Raw genomic sequence first — 17590 nt, forward strand, 5'->3', positions numbered from 1 at the left:
CCCCCAACCATCGTCAGCAGCTACAGCAGATCGTGGACTTTCCTCGCGACAACCACCGCCGACCACGATGTCCCCTTGTTCGACCCCCTTTTCGCCTATCAGGCCAAACGGACCGTACCCGGTTGCGTGATCGCCCTCCCCGGCCCGGACGACGGGTTACGGTCCTGGCTCATCGAGCCATTCGACCAGAACCGACTCGCCCTCGAAACCCTGACCGACGTAACTCTTGCTGCCGCGTCGCTCACCGCGAAACACAACGCTCGAACGTCACACGACCGCATCCCCGCGCCAACGTGAACTGTCGGTGGTCGGGGCTGTTGGTGGCGTTAGAATCAAGGGGGGTGCGAGGAGTAGCAGGATGAGCACCACCAGTGTGATTGTGATCATCGTCGTCGCGGTTGTTGTCGTCATCGCGCTCGTGGCCGGCGCCTTGGTGTTGATGCGCAAACAGCGTGCACACCAGCGGGTCGAGGCCGAGGGTATCCGCGCCCGCGCGACGGAACAGGAGTTCGAGGTCGGTCAGCGAGAGGCGCGGACCGACGAGATCGCCGCCCGCAGCCGCGCCGCCAAGGCCGAAGCCGAGGCCAAGACCGCGCAGTCCGAGCAGCTTGCCCAGCAGGCACACGTGCATCGCAGCGATGCCGCGGATTCGCGAGCCGACCTGGACAAGGAATGGGAACGCGCGGACAAGGTCGATCCGGACACGAAGTCGGGTCACGCACCCGAGTAATCCGGACCGACCGGCCCGAGGCCGCCCTATCGGCCTTCGCCAACAGTCACATATCGAGGACGACCGGTCCACCGCAAGGTTCGTCGCCATGGCATCGCGGTGCGAACAGTCGTGAGCACGATGGCGGCCCCGGTAACAGCCATCCACGCCGGGAGCGGGTAGAACCCGAGTCGTTCGGTCACGCCGACCTGGAAGCCCGATCATCAGCAACACCGTCCCGGTCAGCCCAGCAGCAGCGCAGAGCCCCGACCAGATCGCGGCCATACGCCAGTTTCTCCACAGCCAGATGGTCAGCAAGATCAGCACGATGTGGCGGGATACGAGGGCCGGCGTCACCGCCAGTGCGTGCACGACGATGCCGTCATCGGAGGGAAACACCCCGGTTGCCGCGGTGCTCGCACCGATGACGACAGCTAAGACCACGATCGACCATTGGCGGGGTCCGTGGGGAATGCAGTCGAGGAGTCCGACCGCTCCGACGACGGTCAGCGATCCGAGCACGACGAACGTCGCGTTCATGACCAGATGCAGGGGTGAACACGCGTTCGGGGTGCAGGTAGTGACACCGAGATCGCTGATGGTGTCGTGGCGGAAACCATAGGCCGTCTTCCATGCGGTAGCAGTGACGAGCTCGGCGAGCAAATAGGCTGACACCAGAGTCCACGTCAGTCCCGCACACATGTGCCGAGCACGGCCCACCGCGTCCGGTAGCGACATGATGTGCCGGACCGATCTGTTTCTCGTCCGGCCGGTAACGGAACCAGTGTGTGGTCGAGACGGAAGGCGAACTGATGACATCGGGCGCCTACATCTTGGTGTATCGCGCCATGGCGAAACTGTAGAAGCCGTAGGTGATGATCCCCGAGCCCGCAGCTACCAGCAAGACCGCTCCGAACGGTTGCGCCCCGAGTGTTTTGAATGCTCCGTCGAGACCGCTGGCTTCATCGGGTTCGGACCGGACGACCGCGAGGATCACCAACGCTCCGATGGCGGCGATGGCCAGCCCTTTCGCCACGTATCCGACCGTGCCCAGCCGCCGCACCAGAGTGCTGGTGGTGCCCTTCAGATCCGGCAGAAAGCTCTGGGTCGCGCCTTTGAAGACGTGATAGCCACCGATCGCGATGATGATCAGCCCGGTGGCGACCAGAGCGACTGTGCCCGCGGTCGTGTGCATCATGCGAGCAGTGATCCCCGTGCTCTGCTCACTACTGGACCCGCCACCACCGCGGGCGAATCCGAACGCAGTGAACGCGAAGGCGAGATACACCGCCGCCAAGGAGAATGCCTTGACGCGATTCACAACCTCGGACTTCGTGCTGTCGGCGTCGGGTCCGGACGAGCTGCCCAGTGCCGCTTCGGCCAGCCGCCACAGTGCCATCAGCGAGAACGCGACAACTCCCACCCCCAGTGCGACGACACCGCCGGGCTTGGCAGCCAGCTCCGTCATAGCCCCGGACTGGTCGGCGGTGCCCCCGGCGCCACCGAGAGCGATCCGGACAGCGATGTAGCCGATGAGCAGATGCACGATGCCGCTCATGACGAACCCTGCGCGCGCGAAACGCTCGAAGATACTGTTCTGAGCCACCCGAGCCACGGCAGTGGCCGAGTTGTCGTAGGACGCCGAGAACTCGGTGTCGTCCGGCATGGTGATCGCCCTGCTTGTGGTGGAACCCGTTGTGATGGTCCGCGACGGTTGGTTACACCCGGAAGCTAGCGCTTGAAGGCGTCTTTGATCTTGGCGCCGGACTGTTTCAGGTTTCCTTTGGCTTGACCGGCGCGGCCTTCCGTCTCGAGGGTTCGGTTACGGGTGACTCGACCGAACACCTTCTTCATTCTGCCCTTGGTGGCCCCGGCGGAATGAGCGATCTTCTTGCTGATACTCATGACACTGACACTTCTTCCTCGAGCCTTCAGCCGCCGACGACCAGGCAACGCGTCCGAAATCATGGCCATGACAGCCGCCGACGGCCACTGTGTGACACCAAGTCAACGCCCCGAACCCGCCGGTGTCAACGGTGTATGTCTACGACATAGAGCTGTGCACCACCACAGCCCTTCCCGTTTGCCGCTCTCCCCGACGAACAGCAGTTCGAGGCAGCCGGAATCGTCGCGTTCGATATCTGCGGGGCGTCCTCGGGCCAGACCAATTCGACTGCGGCAGAGGAAATGCGACACTCATCGAGCTTCGAATGGGCTACCCATGTTCGCCTCGCCGAACTCGACCCCTTTCATCGTCATCGCCGTACCCGGCCGGGCGCAGCACAACGAACAGTGTGTCGCCGTACCGCTCGAACTCGGCAAGCTGACGCCCTGCCGCGCAGCCTCGACAGCCAGCGGTGCAACCCGAACATTGCCGCTATCGACTCGAGGTCGAGAGGGTCCTGCAAGTCGCGCGGACTCCCGATGAGAAGTCTGTCGAGGTAGATACGACCATCGATCCCCGTCCTCGGCGGGCACCTGCTTCAACGTGGCGGTCAGCTGGATCCCCATGCCCCGGCCGCGCAGAGCTCTCAGCCCTTGCACCTGGCCGGAAATGTTCCGATTCGGAAAGGCGCGCGTGCCTTCCAGCACTGCTCCGATCGGAACAATCACTGTAGTAAGCGACTGTTGAGTGCCAAGGTGGCGTTTCGAGCGGTCGTGCAGCTGGGTGTGATCGCACTGATCCTCGCCGCAGCCTGCGCTGCATGCGGTCGGCAGCACTGGTGCCGCTCGTCATGTTCGGTACGGCGGTCTTCACCTCCTTGCGGCGCGCGCAGGCAGACAGGTCCGGGATCTGGCCGGGCTGGCCATCGTCACCGGAGTTCCGCGGTGATGCCCGCAACGCTGCTCAGCGGCATCGTCCCGATCCATGGGGCCGAAAGCAACCAGAGCCTTACACCGTCACTCGAAGCCGCGATGGCGGACGGCCAGCACGCCCCAGCAGTACGGGGCGACGACGATGCGCCGAGCATGAATCCGCAGAGTCCCCAGTGTGCCGACGCTCATTGTCGAAGGAGTTCACGGTGGTGATCATGTGCAGTCACGCCAGACAGAAATCTGCCTCGACCACCAGCTGACCGGAGCGAATCCCCCGATCACCTGCGTTCCCATCTGCGATGCGCCCCGCCGGGGGCGCCAACCTGCGCATCATTTGCGCAGGTCCGGGCATTTTGACAAAAGGTGAAAACCGAGACTAACAAGAAACCCCAGGTCACGGGTCGCAGGTTCGTACCCTGGGGTGCTAGCTCCCGAGCCGACGACCGTCCCACTTCGATCGGCGCGAACTACGTGCAATCCACTCCGAGCCATCGGCGCCGGCGTGGCGGCGGTGGCTGCTGTGTTCGGCGGCGGTCCGGCGCCGTGGCACATGGTGCGAGTCCCCCCTCGCGCACCGCTCCGGCACGAATTTCCGGCGGGACGCCCGCCGAGCGCCGTCCGCTTCGGCGCGGGCTGCCGACCGTCGATGTTGTACATGATGCGAGCGACCGGGCGTGCTCGCCCGGCCGTAGCTCTCGAAGTCGAGATCGGCCGATTCGGCGACCAGAGCGTCGGCGCGCGGCCACCGGGACGGGCGCGCCGCGGCCCCCGCCTTCGGTGCCTGAGCGCCCCGCCTATCGAGCGCCGGCTCGACCGAAGAGCTGGCCCAAACCGCGGCGGCGGGGTGCGGGCCGGTCACCGGGATACGGCGCGGCGGCGTTACCGGGCCCCGCATCGGCGATATCGGTGGTGCCGGTGTGGGTGTAGTAGGTGGAGGCTTCCCGCTCCGCGCCGATCGGCTGCGACGGGCGCGCCTCGCCGGCCGAGTTGTCGCGACGGGCTGCTTTGAGTTCGCGGCGGGCGGCACGTCCACGGCGGGCGCTACGACGGGCCCCGGCCAGCAGCAGTGCCAGGCCCGCGATTCCGATACCACCGACCACGATGCCGTAGAGGAACAACACCCCGGTGGAGCCGGTGACGTGGTAGCCGAACACCGCGAAGTCGTCGGTCAGTGTGTGCGCGGAGCCACTGTTGGCGAACACTCCCGCGACCCCGATGATTACAGCGGCGACAAGGATGACGAGTCCGATGATGACGATCATGACGATCCCTCGGATCTGTTGGGTACGTCCAGTAGACGCCGCCCACGACTTGGTGTCAACAGTGTAGGTCTACGATTGACTTCGGCGCCGGTAACCGTCGGGCCGGACACACCGGCCGCCGCTTTCCAGTTCCCGGGTATCGAGCCGACCGCGAGCAACGCCTCGGCCGGCACGGCGTCGGCATACTCCAGCCGCGGCCCGGGCACCGCCAGTCGAATCTGCGAGTCGGCGCACCGTCAGCGCTCGGCCGTTTTCGTCTTCGCTGCCCGAACTCGGTGAGTGATCTTGTTTGTCGTGGCCATGAAATGGCCCCGTCTCCAGATGCGTATCGTGGCCGCGGTCGTCCATATCGTCCGACCGGTCCACGCATGATCCCGGCTGTGTCCACAAACCGGACTCGAATACGTCGTCTGTCTACGATGTAGAATTACGTTGTTGTCAACTTGCAGATGAACAGGCGGCGTATGCGATGAACGAGACGAGAGCCGGGCCGTCCGGTGGGCGGGACCGACCGGACGATCGCACCGAGAATCGCGATGCCCATCCGCTGACCCGCCCGGTCATCCTGGCCGCCGCGCTCGAGATCATCGACCGCGACAGCATCGACCGGTTGTCGATGCGACGCCTGAGCAACCGGCTCGGCCGCGACCCGACCGCGCTCTACCGGCACGCCGCCAGCAAGGCCGCACTCCTCGACGGCGTCACCGAGTTCGTACTCGAGCAACTGACCGTCGACTCCACCGACCCCGACTGGCGCCACCAGCTACGACTGGTCGCCCGGGATTTCCGCAGGCTCGCGGTGGCGCACCCGCGGGCGGTGCCGCTGCTGGTCACCCGTTCGCTGGCCACGCCGCTGGGCCTGCAGCCGCCGGGCACACTGCGCCCGCTGGAACATATTCTCGACCTGCTCACGCGAGCCGATTTCAGCGGAAGCGACGCTCTGCACATCTATCGCGCGCTGTTCGGGTTCCTGCGCGGGCACGTCCTCAACGAAGTACAGGAGATCGTCGCCCGCCCGGAAGAAACCACGGACCTGCTACGACTCGGCCTGCACCATCTACCGATCGGCGAGTTCCCGTTGCTGCGCGGACTCGCATCACAGCTGGCCGCCTACGACGGTGGCACCGAACTGGAACGCGGCCTGGATACCCTGCTGGCCGGCCTCACCACCACCATGGTCCCGGCCGCACCGCGCCAGAAATACCCGGGGTGAGCCGTCACCTGGCCGCGGGCGCATCGTCCGGACCCGGCAGAACGGCGTCCCCCGGTCGCAGCGCGGCAGGATGCGGCCCGGGCATGGTCGCCGCGAGGCCGGCCAGCAGAATGTCCAGCCCGCGTTCGAGCTCCACAGCACCGTCATAGGCCGCCAGCACCGGCGCCAAGCCGCGGACGAGCGGAAACTCACCGATCGGCAGCCGATGCAAACCCAGCCGAAGCAGGTCATCGGTCTCCTCCGGGCGTTCCACGATCTCCTGTAACTCGTTGAGGACGTGCCCGTAGAGGAACCCGAACAGCGCGCGATAGATGTGCAACGCGTCGACCACGGTGTACCCGACACGGGTGAGCAGCGCGAGCATGTCCTCCAGCGGCCGCACCACCGCCGGCGGCCGCTGCCCGAGCGGGGTACCCAGCGGCCGGGTCACCAGCAGCGGCACCACCCGCGGATGCGTCAACGCCACTCGCCGGAACTCCCGGGCGACGCGGCGCACTTCGGCAACCCAATCGGAGGCCGCGGCATCGACCGACAATTCGGCGAACACCGCTTCCGCGACACCGTCGAGTACTGCGGCCTTGTTCGGCACGTGCCGGTAGATCACCATCGGATCACGACCCACCGCCTCGGCCAGACGTCGCATCGACAACCCGTCGACCCCGTCGCGGTCGACGATCACGAGCGCCGCATCCAATACAGCCGCCCTGGTCACCGGGCTGTCCCGGCGACCGGCCCCGGCTTTCCTGCGGCTGCCCGAGGGTTCAGCAATCACGAAGGCGCTCCATTCTCCGGGCGGATTTCCCATATGTAGATCTACAACGTAGACACAGGGCGGGCGCCGCGTCCAGTGCCGGTAACCGTCGACCGTCGGCACCGAACCCGGTATGTGCTGTGACGGTGGCGAACCTCGGATCCGACCACAGCTGGGGAGCAGCGCGACCCGCCCCGTGCGGCGCCGGCTCCATGGTTGGCTCAGCGGGCGACCCCGGACGCCGGCGGGCGAACAGATCTCATTGTCCGTACGGCGTTTCGGAGAGGCGCGAGAACAATGGCGGCGCCGGTCACGGCCATCCAGGTCGGTAGCGGGTAGAGGACGAGCCGTTCGGTCGTTCCTACCTGCAGGCCGATCATCATGAGCACCGCGCCGACGATTCCGGCCGAGGCGCAGAAGGCCGACCACAGTGCGGCGAGGCGGCGATGTTTCCACAGCCAGATCGCGAGCAGGATCAGCACGATGTGGCGGGATACGAACGCGGGCAGCACAGCCAGGACATGTACGACGATACCGTCGTTGGACGGAAAGAACCCCGTCGCGGCAGTGCTCAGTCCGATGATGACGGCGAGCGCCACGATCGACCATTGGCGCGGGCCGTGCGGAATGTAATTGCGGAATACAACGGCTCCGGCAATGGTCACCAGGCCCAGTGCCACAAATGTGGCGTTCATGAGCAGATGCAGCGGCGAGCACGCATGCGGTGTGCAGGTTGTGATGCCCAGGTCGCTGATCGTGTGGTGACGGAAGCTGTAGGCCGATTTCCATGCCGTGGCGGTTACGAGTTCGGCGAGGAGGTACCCGAATACCAGGACCCACGCGACTCCCGCCGCGAGATGACGAAATCCGGTCCCCGGTACCGGCACCGGGGTGGCGGGGTGAAGGCCTGGTGCGATCGGTGCGTATCCGATCCGGTCGGCGATGTGTTCGGTGATGCGCATGAGCCAACGCCTTCGTGCTCGGTGCCGAAGCAATCGGCAAGATCATGTACGGGCGCCGGTAGTGCCGGTGCCGTCGACGTCGCGAGGTGGACGCGAATCGGGTCGGGCGCCCCTGAGCGGATAGACGCCTTTTGCGAACAATTACCGTCGTCACCCATTGTAGACCTACATCGTTGACATTGTGTTCCGCCCCGGGTTTACTTGGATGGGTACCGGACCCGAGGGCTGCACGACCCGCCATCGTCCACACCGTCGGATCAGGCGCCGATATCCGCTGCGGCGCCGGTGGCCTGGCCGGTCTCCTCGATACTGCCCGCATGCGCTCGCCTCCAGGACAACCGAGCCCAGCGGCTACACCGCGCACGGTCGCCGCTGCCACTACCGATATGCCGCGCCCCCGCCGGTAACCGTCCGACATATGGGCCGCGACGATGGGCTTGCCACACAAGCTCGAACAGACCGTCCCGGCGTCGCCGGGAATCGACTCACACCAGCCCCTGCGGCGAGGCCCACTATTCCGGGAATTTTCCTCCGGCCGCCGCACACGCCCCGGCCCTCGCCGGGCCCGGCGAGGGCCAGGACCAACCCGGCCGGGTTCTGTTCGAGGAAGCCCGCAGCGGTCACACCGCGAGTCCCGTCTCCGGCGGGCATGACAGGAGAACACCGTGATACCCGACAAGACCGATACCGTTCGTGGCGACACCTCCACCGCTGTGGCAGGCGCAGAGCCGGCAGTAGTGCGCTGGCCCGAACCCAGCCCATTGACCGACTGGTGGGACGAGGTCATGCGCCACGACCACCCGATCGCCGCCGCATGACGCGGCTGCCCGGAGTCGGCGGAACGTATCCGTACCCGCAACTGTGTCCCGCTCACCGGCGCCGCCCAGGACCACTCGTCCCGGATCTGCGCTGAGATCCGGCTCGGCCCCATCCCCGGTCCATTGCCCTTTCTGTCACAGGCTCCGGAAAATCGCATTGATTCGGCCGAGACGCGCAGAGCCGCACCGGAATTCGATCATCTGCTCGCGAGGAGTTCCCCATGACATCCCATTCCAGCGCCCGACCGGTCCCGTCGCCGTCCGCTCGCCGCGCCGATCGCGGCCGCGACTCCTACGACGGAATCGAGCCCTCGTTCGACGAACTCGCCGCCCTCGATCCCGCCGACCCCGGCCACGCCGTACTGCGCGACGAGATCATCGGGCGTTGCCTGCCACTGGCCGATCACATCGCTCGCCGCTACGCCGGCCGTGGCGTCGAATTCGACGACCTGCAACAAACTGCCCGCATAGGAGTGGTGCATGCCGTCGACCGCTTCGATCCCGCAGCCGGCACGAAATTCGTCTCCTTCGCTGTACCCACCGTCATGGGAGAGGTACGCCGCTACTTTCGTGACCAGGGCTGGGCCACCCGCGTCCCGCGCCGACTGAAGGAACTCGGCGGCCGGATCACCGCCGTCACACCCCTGCTCACGCAGGAACTGGGCAACATCCCCACCGCCCGCGAGCTCGCCACCGCACTCGATACCGAGGTCGAGGAGATCACCCAGGCACTGATCGCGTCCAAGGGCTACACCGCCGACTCCCTCGACACCATCCCCGGCACCGACAACGACAGCGGCAGCCCGCCACTGTCACATGCCGACCGGCTCGGACGCATCGACCCGTGCTACGGCCTGCTCGAGGACGCGGCGGCGGTGCGGCCGCTACTCGCTCAACTCCCCCGAGGCGACCGCCGCGTGCTGATCCTGCGGTACTACGACAACAGGAGCCAGCAAGAGATCGCCACGACGATCGGCTGCTCCCAGATGCAGGTCTCCCGCATACTCACTCGCATCCTGACCACGCTGAGGGAGCAGGCCCTCGGCGAACCGGCTGCCGGCCGCGCCACGGCCGATCGGCAATCGCCGTCTCGAAATCGCTTCGCCGAGCGTTCACGTACCGGACGACGCCCGGCCCGCCGGTTCGAGTTCGAGAGCACGGCCTCGCCCCGCATCGCCTGATCCTCTCGACCCCTTCCACCTGCCACTCGATGCCATCGAACACACGAAACCAGCAACGTTGCCGGTACGAGGGGCTCGAGTCCCCCTCGCGCACTCTTCTCACCCGGGAGTTCCCCCGGTACCGCCCCGAGTGGCCGGCCCGCCGCACACAACCCGGCCCGGGACGATCGCAGACCGCATCCGCAGCCACCCGGCCCCGGGTTCTCATCGTTCCAGAAGTACTGTCGCGAAACATATCCGGTGACCCCGCGGCGCCCATCCGATCCATGTACCCAACGGGGGTAGAGTAACTACGACCGGCAGAGGGCCGGTCGTGGATACGACGCTCGGGAACGGAGGTGTGCCGATGACGGTCACGACGCGCGCCGGAACCACGTCGTCTCGGCGGAACCACCGGCCCCGCGGCGCGACGATCATGATCGTCCTGGCGGCGCTGGCGTTGCTGTCGCCCCTGCTGCACTGCGATCTCGTCCCCGCGGCGGCAGCGCACGCCCGAGCGCACGAGGCCGTGACCGCGGCCGGTCACCACGACCGCACCGGCGATCCGGCCGGGAGCCACTGCACGGCCCACGCGATCCACTGCGTATCCCAGGTGGTGCTGCCCGCGCGGGTTCCCGATCCGTTCGTCCTCGTTCTCCTGGTGACGCTGACGCTCACCACGGCGGTCGCGCGCTCGCTCGCCCCCACCGCCGGACGCTGGATCCGGGGACCCCCGGCCGGCGCGCTCGCCGCCGGTGGCCGCGAGATCCTCACCCGCTTCTGTATCGCCCGGCGCTGATCGGCCGCGCCCGGACGGCCCCGAGGGGGCCGGCCGGAGTCCGCTGCCGACCATCCGACTCCGGGTCCGCGGAGACCCGATACAGAAAGCGACAGTCATGAACAACGTGGTCCTGCCCGAACGGGCGGAGCCGACCGCCGCCGGAATCGTTTCGACGCCCGGCACCGCCCTGACGCCTCCGGCCCTCGTCGGGAACACGCCGGTGCTGTGGGTGGGCGCCCCACTGGCTCCCGCCGGGCACGGATTCTGGGCAAAACTCGAGGGCAGCAATCCCGGCGGGATGAAGGACCGACCCGCCCTGCACATGGTGCGGCGCGCCCGGGAGCGCGGCGATCTCACACCGGGTGCGCGGATCGTCGAATCCACCAGCGGCACCCTGGGGTTGGGCCTGGCACTGGCCGGAGTGGCCTACCATCACCCGGTCACCCTGGTCACCGACCCCGGTCTGGAGCCGATCGTCAAACAGTTGCTGACGGCCTACGGCGCCACCGTCGATGTGGTGCCCGCGCCGGATCCGGTCGGCGGATGGCAGCAGGCCCGTCGCGATCGAGTGGCGCGGATACTGGCCGCAGAGCCTTCGGCGTGGTCCCCGGACCAGTACAACAATCCCGACAATGTGGCCGGGTACGAGTCACTGGGTGTGGAACTGATCGAACAGCTGGGTGGCGTGGACGTGCTGGTCTGCGCGGTAGGCACCGGCGGTCATTCCGCGGGGGTGGCGCGGGTGCTGCGCCGGTTCGACCCGAACCTGAAACTCATCGGCGTGGACACCGTATCCTCCACCATCTTCGGGCAACCGGCGGGACCGCGGCTCATGCGCGGGCTCGGATCCAGCATCTATCCCGCCAACGTCGACTACGCCGCGTTCGACGAAGTCCACTGGATCGCCCCGGCCGAAGCCGTGTGGGCCTGCCGGACCCTGGCCACCACCCATCACGCCACCGGCGGCTGGAGTGTCGGCGCGGTGGCTCTGGTAGCCGGCTGGGCGGCCGGACAGTTCGATGCGGACGTCCAGATCGCCGCGATCTTCCCCGACGGCCCGCAACGCTATTTCGACACTGTGTTCAGCGACGAGTACTGCCGCGCACACGGTCTGCTCGGCGTGGCGCCACCGGCCGGGCCGGTCACGGTGTCCTCCCCGTTCGAGGCGGAGTTCCGGTCCTGGACCCGGTGCGCGACCGTGGTGGATCCGCGTGGGCGCGCCGCGTTCGAAGGAGCCCGCGGATGAGCACTTTCACCACCTTCCGCAGCTTCGGCACCCCGGTGCGGCTGCTGATGATCAACCAGTTCGGCATCAACCTCGGCTTCTACATGTTGATGCCGTTTCTGGCCGGGTATCTGGCCGGTCCCCTCGGGCTCGCCGCGTGGGCGGTGGGGCTCGTGCTGGGGGTGCGTAATTTCTCCCAGCAGGGCATGTTCCTGATCGGTGGCACCCTGGCCGACCGGCTGGGTTACAAACCCCTGATCGTGGCCGGGTGCCTGTTGCGCACGGGCGGTTTCGCACTGCTGGTGTTCGCCACCGGCCTGCCCGCACTGCTGATCGCCTCGGCCGCCACAGGATTCGCCGGGGCACTGTTCAATCCGGCGGTTCGCGCCTACCTCGCCGCCGAATCCGGGTCGCGCCGGGTGGAGGCCTTCGCGCTGTTCAACATCTTCTACCAGGCCGGAATCCTCGCGGGTCCGCTGGTCGGGGTCGCGTTGCTGACACTCGATTTCCGGGTGGTCGCGGCCGCGGCCGCCGTGGTGTTCGCCGTGCTGACCGTGGCCCAGCTGCTGGCCCTGCCCGCCGGACCCGAGCTGCCCGCACACGCCCGGGTTCCGGTGCGGACGGCATGGGCGGGTGTGCTGCGAAACCGGCGGTTCGTGGCGTTCTCGGTGGCGATGATCGGTTCCTACATTCTGTCTTTCCAGATGTATCTCGCGCTCCCGCTACAGGCGGAGATGATCGCCGGAGACGGCGCGCAGTTGCTGGTCTCCGCACTGTTCGTGATCTCCGGGGTGATCGCGGTGGCCGGCCAATTGCGAATCACCGCCTGGTTCCGGAAGCGCTGGGGCACCGGACGCGCCCTGGTCGCGGGGATGACGATCCTGGCCGGCGCCTTCCTACCGCTCGCCGTGGTTCCCGTCCCGGCGCGATTCGGCACCTGGGCCGCGGTGGCCGCCCTGCTGGTCGCAGCGGCCCTGCTGGCCGTCGGGACCGCCGCGGTGTTCCCGTTCGAGATGGACACGGTCGTCACGCTGGCCGGGGACCGCCTGGTGGGCACCTACTACGGCTTCTACAACAGTGTGGTCGGTATCGGCATCCTGATCGGCAATCTCGCCACGGGCGCCGTATTCGGAGCCGCCCGGGCGGCGGATGCCGAGGTGCTGATCTGGATCGGGCTCTCCCTGATCGGAGCCGTCTCGGCCGTTGCCCTGGCCCGCCTCGGCCGGGCCGGGACCGACCACTCCGGCACAGCGGAACCCACCACATCCGTCGGTGATGTGGCGGCAGCGGTGGCACCCGGCTCCCGGGCCTCCGGACCGGTCGGCCGCGGCGGCTGAGTTCCCCGCGGGGCCAAGGGTCGGCAGCAGCCCTGTGCCCGAATCGAGACCCCGGCACGGTCCTCGGCAAGCAGCACGGAGCCGGGCGAAGTTCGGTGGCGACAATCGTCCTTTGTGGGCGCGGTGGCGGGTGACCGCTACCGCGCGGGGCGACCGCTTGGGTCACGGTTACGGCACGGTTCCGGCGCCGCCACGCGGGCCCCACCCCATACCGCCCACCGCGACCATTGCCGCCCACCTGCGGAGATAGCTACGATCAATCAGCTTGCACGGGTGGGAACTCGACAGAACGGGAGCGAACCATGAGGCCACAAGTGCATCGCCGGGGCTCTCGGTTGCTCGGTGCGATCATCGGGGCCGTCGCCCTCGGCTTCGCCGTCGCCACTCCGGCGGCCGCTCTCCCCCGGCCCCAGCCGACCCCGGTCGCCGACAGCCCGAACCCGCAGGTCGACCTGCACAGATATTGCGAAGGACACGGCGAGGCCGGGCACCTCGCCGACGGTACAACGGTCTACTGCTCGCCCATCTCGGACTCCGGCACCTTCGCGTGGTCGTACTACTCCGACCCCCTGCCGGTGGAACCGAACGACCGTCCCTACACCTGTGACACCGCCAGTTGCGAGTATGAGGACGGGTCCACCGTGCCGGGGCATCGGTGCGGAGTACAGTGCGCCGAACCGCCCACCACCGGTGATCTGGCGCCCCACCTCGCGGCGCGTTCCTGAACCGACTCCATCGCGCTGCTCCCCGGCCGGGCCGAGCGCGACGCCGGGCTGCCGATCCCAACCGGCCGCCGGTGCGCGGACTGCTATCGTGAACACGGAATCCTCGACCGCAGAGAGATCGATCATGGTTGGTGAACTCGACATCTCCGGAGCCACCCGGCTCTGACGGCCACCAGTAGGGCGCATCGGGCGCCGCTGTAGTGGCCGTTCCGTCGTTCACTTTCCTTCTTCGGGGCAACATCAGCGCCCGAACGACAACCGAGGTCTCTCCTACATGTCCGAATCATTCATCGTCTGTTCGAACCTGTCGTTCTCCTGGCCGGACGACACCGCGGTGTTCACCGATCTGTCCTTCAGCGTGCCCGGCGGCCGCACCGGTCTGGTCGCACCCAACGGTGCGGGTAAGAGCACGCTGCTCCGCTTGCTCGCGGGTGAGCTGAAACCCCGGGCCGGCGGTGTGTCCGTCGACGGCGTACTCGGTTATCTCCCGCAGACCCTGCCGCTCACCGGCGAGATGACAGTCGCCGAAACCCTGGGTATCGCACCGGTCCTGGCCGCGCTGAACGCCGTCGAGTCCGGGAACACCGCCGAAGAGCATTTCACCACCATCGGCGCGGACTGGGATATCGAGGAACGCACCCGGGCCCAGCTGGAACGCCTCGGGCTGGGCGAGCTGACCATGACCCGGCGGTTGCGCACCCTCAGCGGTGGTCAGGTGGTGTCGCTGGGCCTGGCGGCCGAGCTGCTGCGGCGACCCGATGTGCTGTTGCTCGACGAGCCGACGAACAACCTCGATCTCGCGGCCCGGCACCGGCTCTACGATCTGCTGGCCGACTGGAAGGGCTGCCTGCTGCTGGTAAGCCACGACCGGGCCCTGCTGGACCGGATGGACCGCATCGCCGAACTGCACGCCGGCGAGATCCGGTTCTACGGCGGCAATTTCACCGAGTACGAGGAGTCGATCCGCGCCGAGCGCGAGGTAGCGGAGAAGAACATCCGCAATGCCGAACAGGAGGTCAAACGCGAGAAGCGGGAACTCCAGCAGGCCCGGGAGCGCGCCGCCCGGCGAGCGAGCAACGCGGCCCGGAATCTGGGTAACGCGGGGTTGCCGAAGATCTTCGCCGGAACCATGAAACGCAATGCCCAGGAGTCGGCCGGGCGCGCGAACGAAACCCACGCCGCCCGGGTCGACGCCGCGAAGAACCGGCTCGACCTGGCCGAGCGCGCGCTGCGCCCGGAGCAGCGGATCACCCTGCAGCTACCGGACACCGATGTCCCGGCCGGGCGCACCGTGTTCGCCGGTGCAGGGATCCGCTACCGCTTCGGCGAGCAGGAGGTCTTCACCGGCGACGGCGCGGATCTGACGATCCGCGGACCCGAGCGGATCGCGCTGACCGGGCCGAATGGTGCGGGGAAATCCACCCTGCTGCGGATCGTGCACGGCGATCTGGCGCCGGAAAGCGGTGCGGTCGCCCGGGCCGAGGGCCGGGTCGCCTATCTGTCGCAGCGACTGGACCTGCTCGACCTCGAGCGCACCGTCGCCGAGAACCTGGCCGCGTTCGCCCCGAACCTGCCCACGCCACAGCGGCTGAATCTGCTGGCGCGGTTCCTGTTCCGTGGTTCCCGGGTCGATCTGCCGGTGGGCGCGCTCTCCGGCGGTGAACGGCTGCGCGCCACCCTGGCCTGCGTGCTGTTCGCGGAGCCGGCACCGCAGTTGCTGCTGCTGGACGAACCGACCAACAACCTCGACCTGGTCAGCGTCGGGCAGCTCGAAAGCGCGCTCGATGCCTACCGGGGCGCCTTCGTGGTCGTCAGCCACGACGAGCGGTTCCTCGCCGAGATCGGGGTGCAGCGCTGGCTGCGGTTGGCCGACGGCCGGCTGCGCGAGGTCGCCGGGCCCGTAGCACTCGACTGAGCCCAGATCCTCCCGCTCGGCGCGACGCCCGTCGCGCGGAGCGGGAGATCCCGGCACACCACGATGCGCCAGAGGCCGCCGGATTCCCTGGCCACCTACAGCGCACTGTCCGGCCCGACCGCCACCCGTGCGGTTCGGCACCGGGCAGTTCGGTTTCGGTTATCGCGCCGTCGGTGGTGATGCGGCCGAGCCGCGTCGCCGCCCAACGCGGTACCGAGATCGCGCCGGGAACCAGGCCGCATCGCCTTCCCCAGCGATGCGGCCGATCCGGTCACCGCGTAAGTCGGTGAACCATACGGCGTCGCCGGGTCCCGGCACGATCACCGTCGGCTGTCCGTCGGAGAGGTCGAGCGGGGAGGTCCGGCCTCACCGTCGAGGTATCGGCCCCAGGGCGTCCTCGGCCGCCATGGTGAACACAGGGCGCCGTCCGGTTCGGTACTGGGCCCGTACGGCGATCCGGAAACCGAACCACTCGCTCCTGCTCGTACTCCCACCCGACTCGGCGCTGTGCCCACCGGCCCGCGCGAGCGCGGCACAACGTATCAGGCGGAGGCGAGCTGAGCCTGCCACATCCAGTGCAACTGTTCGAGCCGGGCCGCGATCGTGATGAACAGATCCTGGGTCACCGGGTCCGCTTTCTCGGTGGCGTCGATGCGCTCACGCAGGCGGCCGATCACCTTGCTGAGGTTCTTGACGATGGCATCGATGACATCGGTGTCCTGCTGCCAGCCGTCGGGGAACTCGAGACCGCCGGCCTCCTTGGCGACGGTCGCGGCGCGGCCGTCCGGGCTGACCCCGATGGAGGTCGCGCGTTCGGCGGCGTCGTCGGTGAACTCACGGGCCGCGGTCACCAGCTCGTCCAGCGCGAGGTGGACGGAGCGGAAGTTACGGCCGAGAACGTTCCAGTGGGCCTGCTTGGCGATCAGCGACAAATCGATGAGGTCGACGACAGTGGCGCGCAAGGCCTCACCGGTGACGTGCTGCTGTTCCGGGTCGAGGGTGCTCTTGATGGGGACGTTCATCGTCGAATGCCTTTCTTCTCGTTCGCCGGACACGGGCCGACTACCCGGTCGTCCACGGTCGAATCAGCGACCGGTCCGGGTGTGCGCGATCCCACCGGCCGGGGGCGCCACGTTTCACCGCCATGGGCGCGGGTAGGCCGCGGGGCGGACCGCAATCCGCGTACGGAAGGAGCAGGCATGGGCCGGCAGCACAATCTGACAGGGCGACGAGTCGCTGTTCTCGCCGCCGACGGGGTGGAGCAGGTGGAGCTCGTGCAGCCACGATCCGCGGTCGAGGACGCCGGTGCGAGCACCGCGCTGCTGTCGCTGAAACCCGGGCGGATCCAGGCCATGAACCACGATGTGGAAAAGGGCGACACCTTCGACGTGGACCGGGTCGTCGGCGAATGTAGCCCCGACGAATTCGACGCGCTGATCCTGCCGGGCGGCACCACCAACCCGGACAAACTCCGGCAGGACGAGTCGGCGGTGGCCTTCGTCCGGAATTTCTTCGCCACCGGTAAACCGGTCGGCGTCATCTGCCACGGCCCGTGGACGCTGGTGGAGGCGGATGTGGTGCGGGGCCGCACACTCACCTCCTATCCGAGCGTCCGGACCGATATCCGCAATGCCGGCGGCAATGTCGTCGACGAGGAAGTGGTGAACGACCGCGGACTGGTGTCCAGCCGCAACCCCGGCGACCTACCCGCGTTCTGCGCGAAGATCGTGGAGGAGTTCGCGGAGGGGAAACATCCGGTGCATCCGGAGGGCGCGACGGCGTCCCGCTGACCGTCCGGCACTGCCGGACGCCTCCGCGGTAGCACCGCCGCCGCTCCCTTCCCGACCGGACGCCGAGGGAGGCCGACCCACATTCGGCCGCCCTCGGCCGACCCGGCGAGGGAGCACTTTCCCGC

At 67.9% G+C, this 17590-nt stretch carries 17 protein-coding genes; 11 read left to right on the forward strand and 6 right to left on the reverse strand.

The annotated features are described in order from the left end of the window. Positions 1-75 precede the first annotated feature (75 nt). Together NF4_RS38850 and NF4_RS39550 are read left to right on the forward strand one after the other, a co-directional pair. Positions 76-297 (forward strand): hypothetical protein, encoded by a 222-nt coding sequence (locus NF4_RS38850; protein ID WP_198165511.1) that lies wholly within the window; start codon positions 76-78, stop codon positions 295-297. Positions 298-358: 61 nt separating this feature from the next. Then, positions 359-730: a hypothetical protein gene (locus NF4_RS39550; RefSeq protein WP_063130466.1), complete on the forward strand. Its 372-nt coding sequence runs from the start codon at positions 359-361 to the stop codon at positions 728-730. Positions 731-1535: 805 nt separating this feature from the next. Here the strand turns inward: NF4_RS39550 and NF4_RS28515 are convergent. The 3 genes from NF4_RS28515 to NF4_RS39555 form a co-directional block, all read right to left on the reverse strand. Further along, positions 1536-2375 (reverse strand): DUF1206 domain-containing protein, encoded by an 840-nt coding sequence (locus tag NF4_RS28515; RefSeq protein ID WP_063130467.1) that lies wholly within the window; start codon positions 2373-2375, stop codon positions 1536-1538. A 65-nt stretch (positions 2376-2440) separates the two neighbouring features. Next, complete coding sequence (locus tag NF4_RS37015) at positions 2441-2614, reverse strand: CsbD family protein (RefSeq protein ID WP_084533553.1); 174 nt, start codon at positions 2612-2614, stop codon at positions 2441-2443. Between the two features lie 1706 nt (positions 2615-4320). Continuing rightward, positions 4321-4788, reverse strand: a complete 468-nt coding sequence (locus tag NF4_RS39555) for a hypothetical protein (RefSeq protein ID WP_232330688.1) — start codon at positions 4786-4788, stop codon at positions 4321-4323. A gap of 469 nt (positions 4789-5257) precedes the next feature. On the opposite strand from NF4_RS39555, the gene NF4_RS28525 reads away from it, so the two are divergent. Beyond that, positions 5258-6001, forward strand: coding sequence for a TetR/AcrR family transcriptional regulator (locus NF4_RS28525; RefSeq protein ID WP_063130468.1), 744 nt, complete (start codon positions 5258-5260; stop codon positions 5999-6001). Between the two features lie 4 nt (positions 6002-6005). Here NF4_RS28525 and NF4_RS28530 read toward each other — a convergent pair whose 3' ends face one another. Beyond that, positions 6006-6806: a TetR/AcrR family transcriptional regulator C-terminal domain-containing protein gene (locus NF4_RS28530; RefSeq protein WP_084533555.1), complete on the reverse strand. Its 801-nt coding sequence runs from the start codon at positions 6804-6806 to the stop codon at positions 6006-6008. Between the two features lie 167 nt (positions 6807-6973). Beyond that, positions 6974-7714 carry a DUF998 domain-containing protein gene (locus NF4_RS28535; RefSeq protein WP_084533556.1) on the reverse strand — a complete coding sequence of 247 codons (741 nt, stop codon included), beginning with the start codon at positions 7712-7714 and terminating at the stop codon, positions 6974-6976. A gap of 665 nt (positions 7715-8379) precedes the next feature. On the opposite strand from NF4_RS28535, the gene NF4_RS38175 reads away from it, so the two are divergent. The 7 genes from NF4_RS38175 (at position 8380) to abc-f (ending at position 15675) form a co-directional block, all read left to right on the forward strand. Next, positions 8380-8532 (forward strand): hypothetical protein, encoded by a 153-nt coding sequence (locus tag NF4_RS38175; RefSeq protein ID WP_157120656.1) that lies wholly within the window; start codon positions 8380-8382, stop codon positions 8530-8532. Positions 8533-8753: 221 nt separating this feature from the next. Then, complete coding sequence (locus NF4_RS28540) at positions 8754-9713, forward strand: SigB/SigF/SigG family RNA polymerase sigma factor (RefSeq protein WP_063814741.1); 960 nt, start codon at positions 8754-8756, stop codon at positions 9711-9713. Between the two features lie 346 nt (positions 9714-10059). Continuing rightward, on the forward strand, positions 10060-10491 hold the full coding sequence (lpqS, locus tag NF4_RS28545; RefSeq protein ID WP_157120657.1) for a putative copper homeostasis (lipo)protein LpqS: 432 nt from the start codon (positions 10060-10062) through the stop codon (positions 10489-10491). A 97-nt stretch (positions 10492-10588) separates the two neighbouring features. After that, on the forward strand, positions 10589-11719 hold the full coding sequence (locus tag NF4_RS28550) for a PLP-dependent cysteine synthase family protein (protein WP_063130470.1): 1131 nt from the start codon (positions 10589-10591) through the stop codon (positions 11717-11719). Beyond that, a complete protein-coding gene (locus NF4_RS28555; protein WP_084533558.1) occupies positions 11716-13035 on the forward strand; it encodes an MFS transporter in 1320 nt (439 codons plus the stop codon). Before NF4_RS28550 ends, NF4_RS28555 begins: the two co-directional genes overlap by 4 nt. Positions 13036-13337: 302 nt before the next feature. Beyond that, on the forward strand, positions 13338-13760 hold the full coding sequence (locus NF4_RS28560; RefSeq protein WP_157120658.1) for a hypothetical protein: 423 nt from the start codon (positions 13338-13340) through the stop codon (positions 13758-13760). A 274-nt stretch (positions 13761-14034) separates the two neighbouring features. Next, positions 14035-15675, forward strand: a complete 1641-nt coding sequence (abc-f, locus tag NF4_RS28565) for a ribosomal protection-like ABC-F family protein (protein WP_063130472.1) — start codon at positions 14035-14037, stop codon at positions 15673-15675. Positions 15676-16217: 542 nt separating this feature from the next. Here the strand turns inward: abc-f and NF4_RS28570 are convergent. Beyond that, the gene (locus NF4_RS28570; RefSeq protein WP_063130473.1) at positions 16218-16697 is read right to left on the reverse strand and encodes a Dps family protein; all 480 of its coding nucleotides are present in this window, start codon (positions 16695-16697) and stop codon (positions 16218-16220) included. Positions 16698-16874: 177 nt separating this feature from the next. Between NF4_RS28570 and NF4_RS28575 the strand changes: the two genes are divergently transcribed. Further along, positions 16875-17465: a type 1 glutamine amidotransferase domain-containing protein gene (locus NF4_RS28575; RefSeq protein ID WP_063130474.1), complete on the forward strand. Its 591-nt coding sequence runs from the start codon at positions 16875-16877 to the stop codon at positions 17463-17465. The last annotated feature ends 125 nt before the right edge of the window (positions 17466-17590 follow it).

Origin of the sequence: Nocardia fusca NBRC 14340 (assembly GCF_001618425.1) — a bacterium.
GTDB lineage: Bacteria > Actinomycetota > Actinomycetes > Mycobacteriales > Mycobacteriaceae > Nocardia > Nocardia fusca.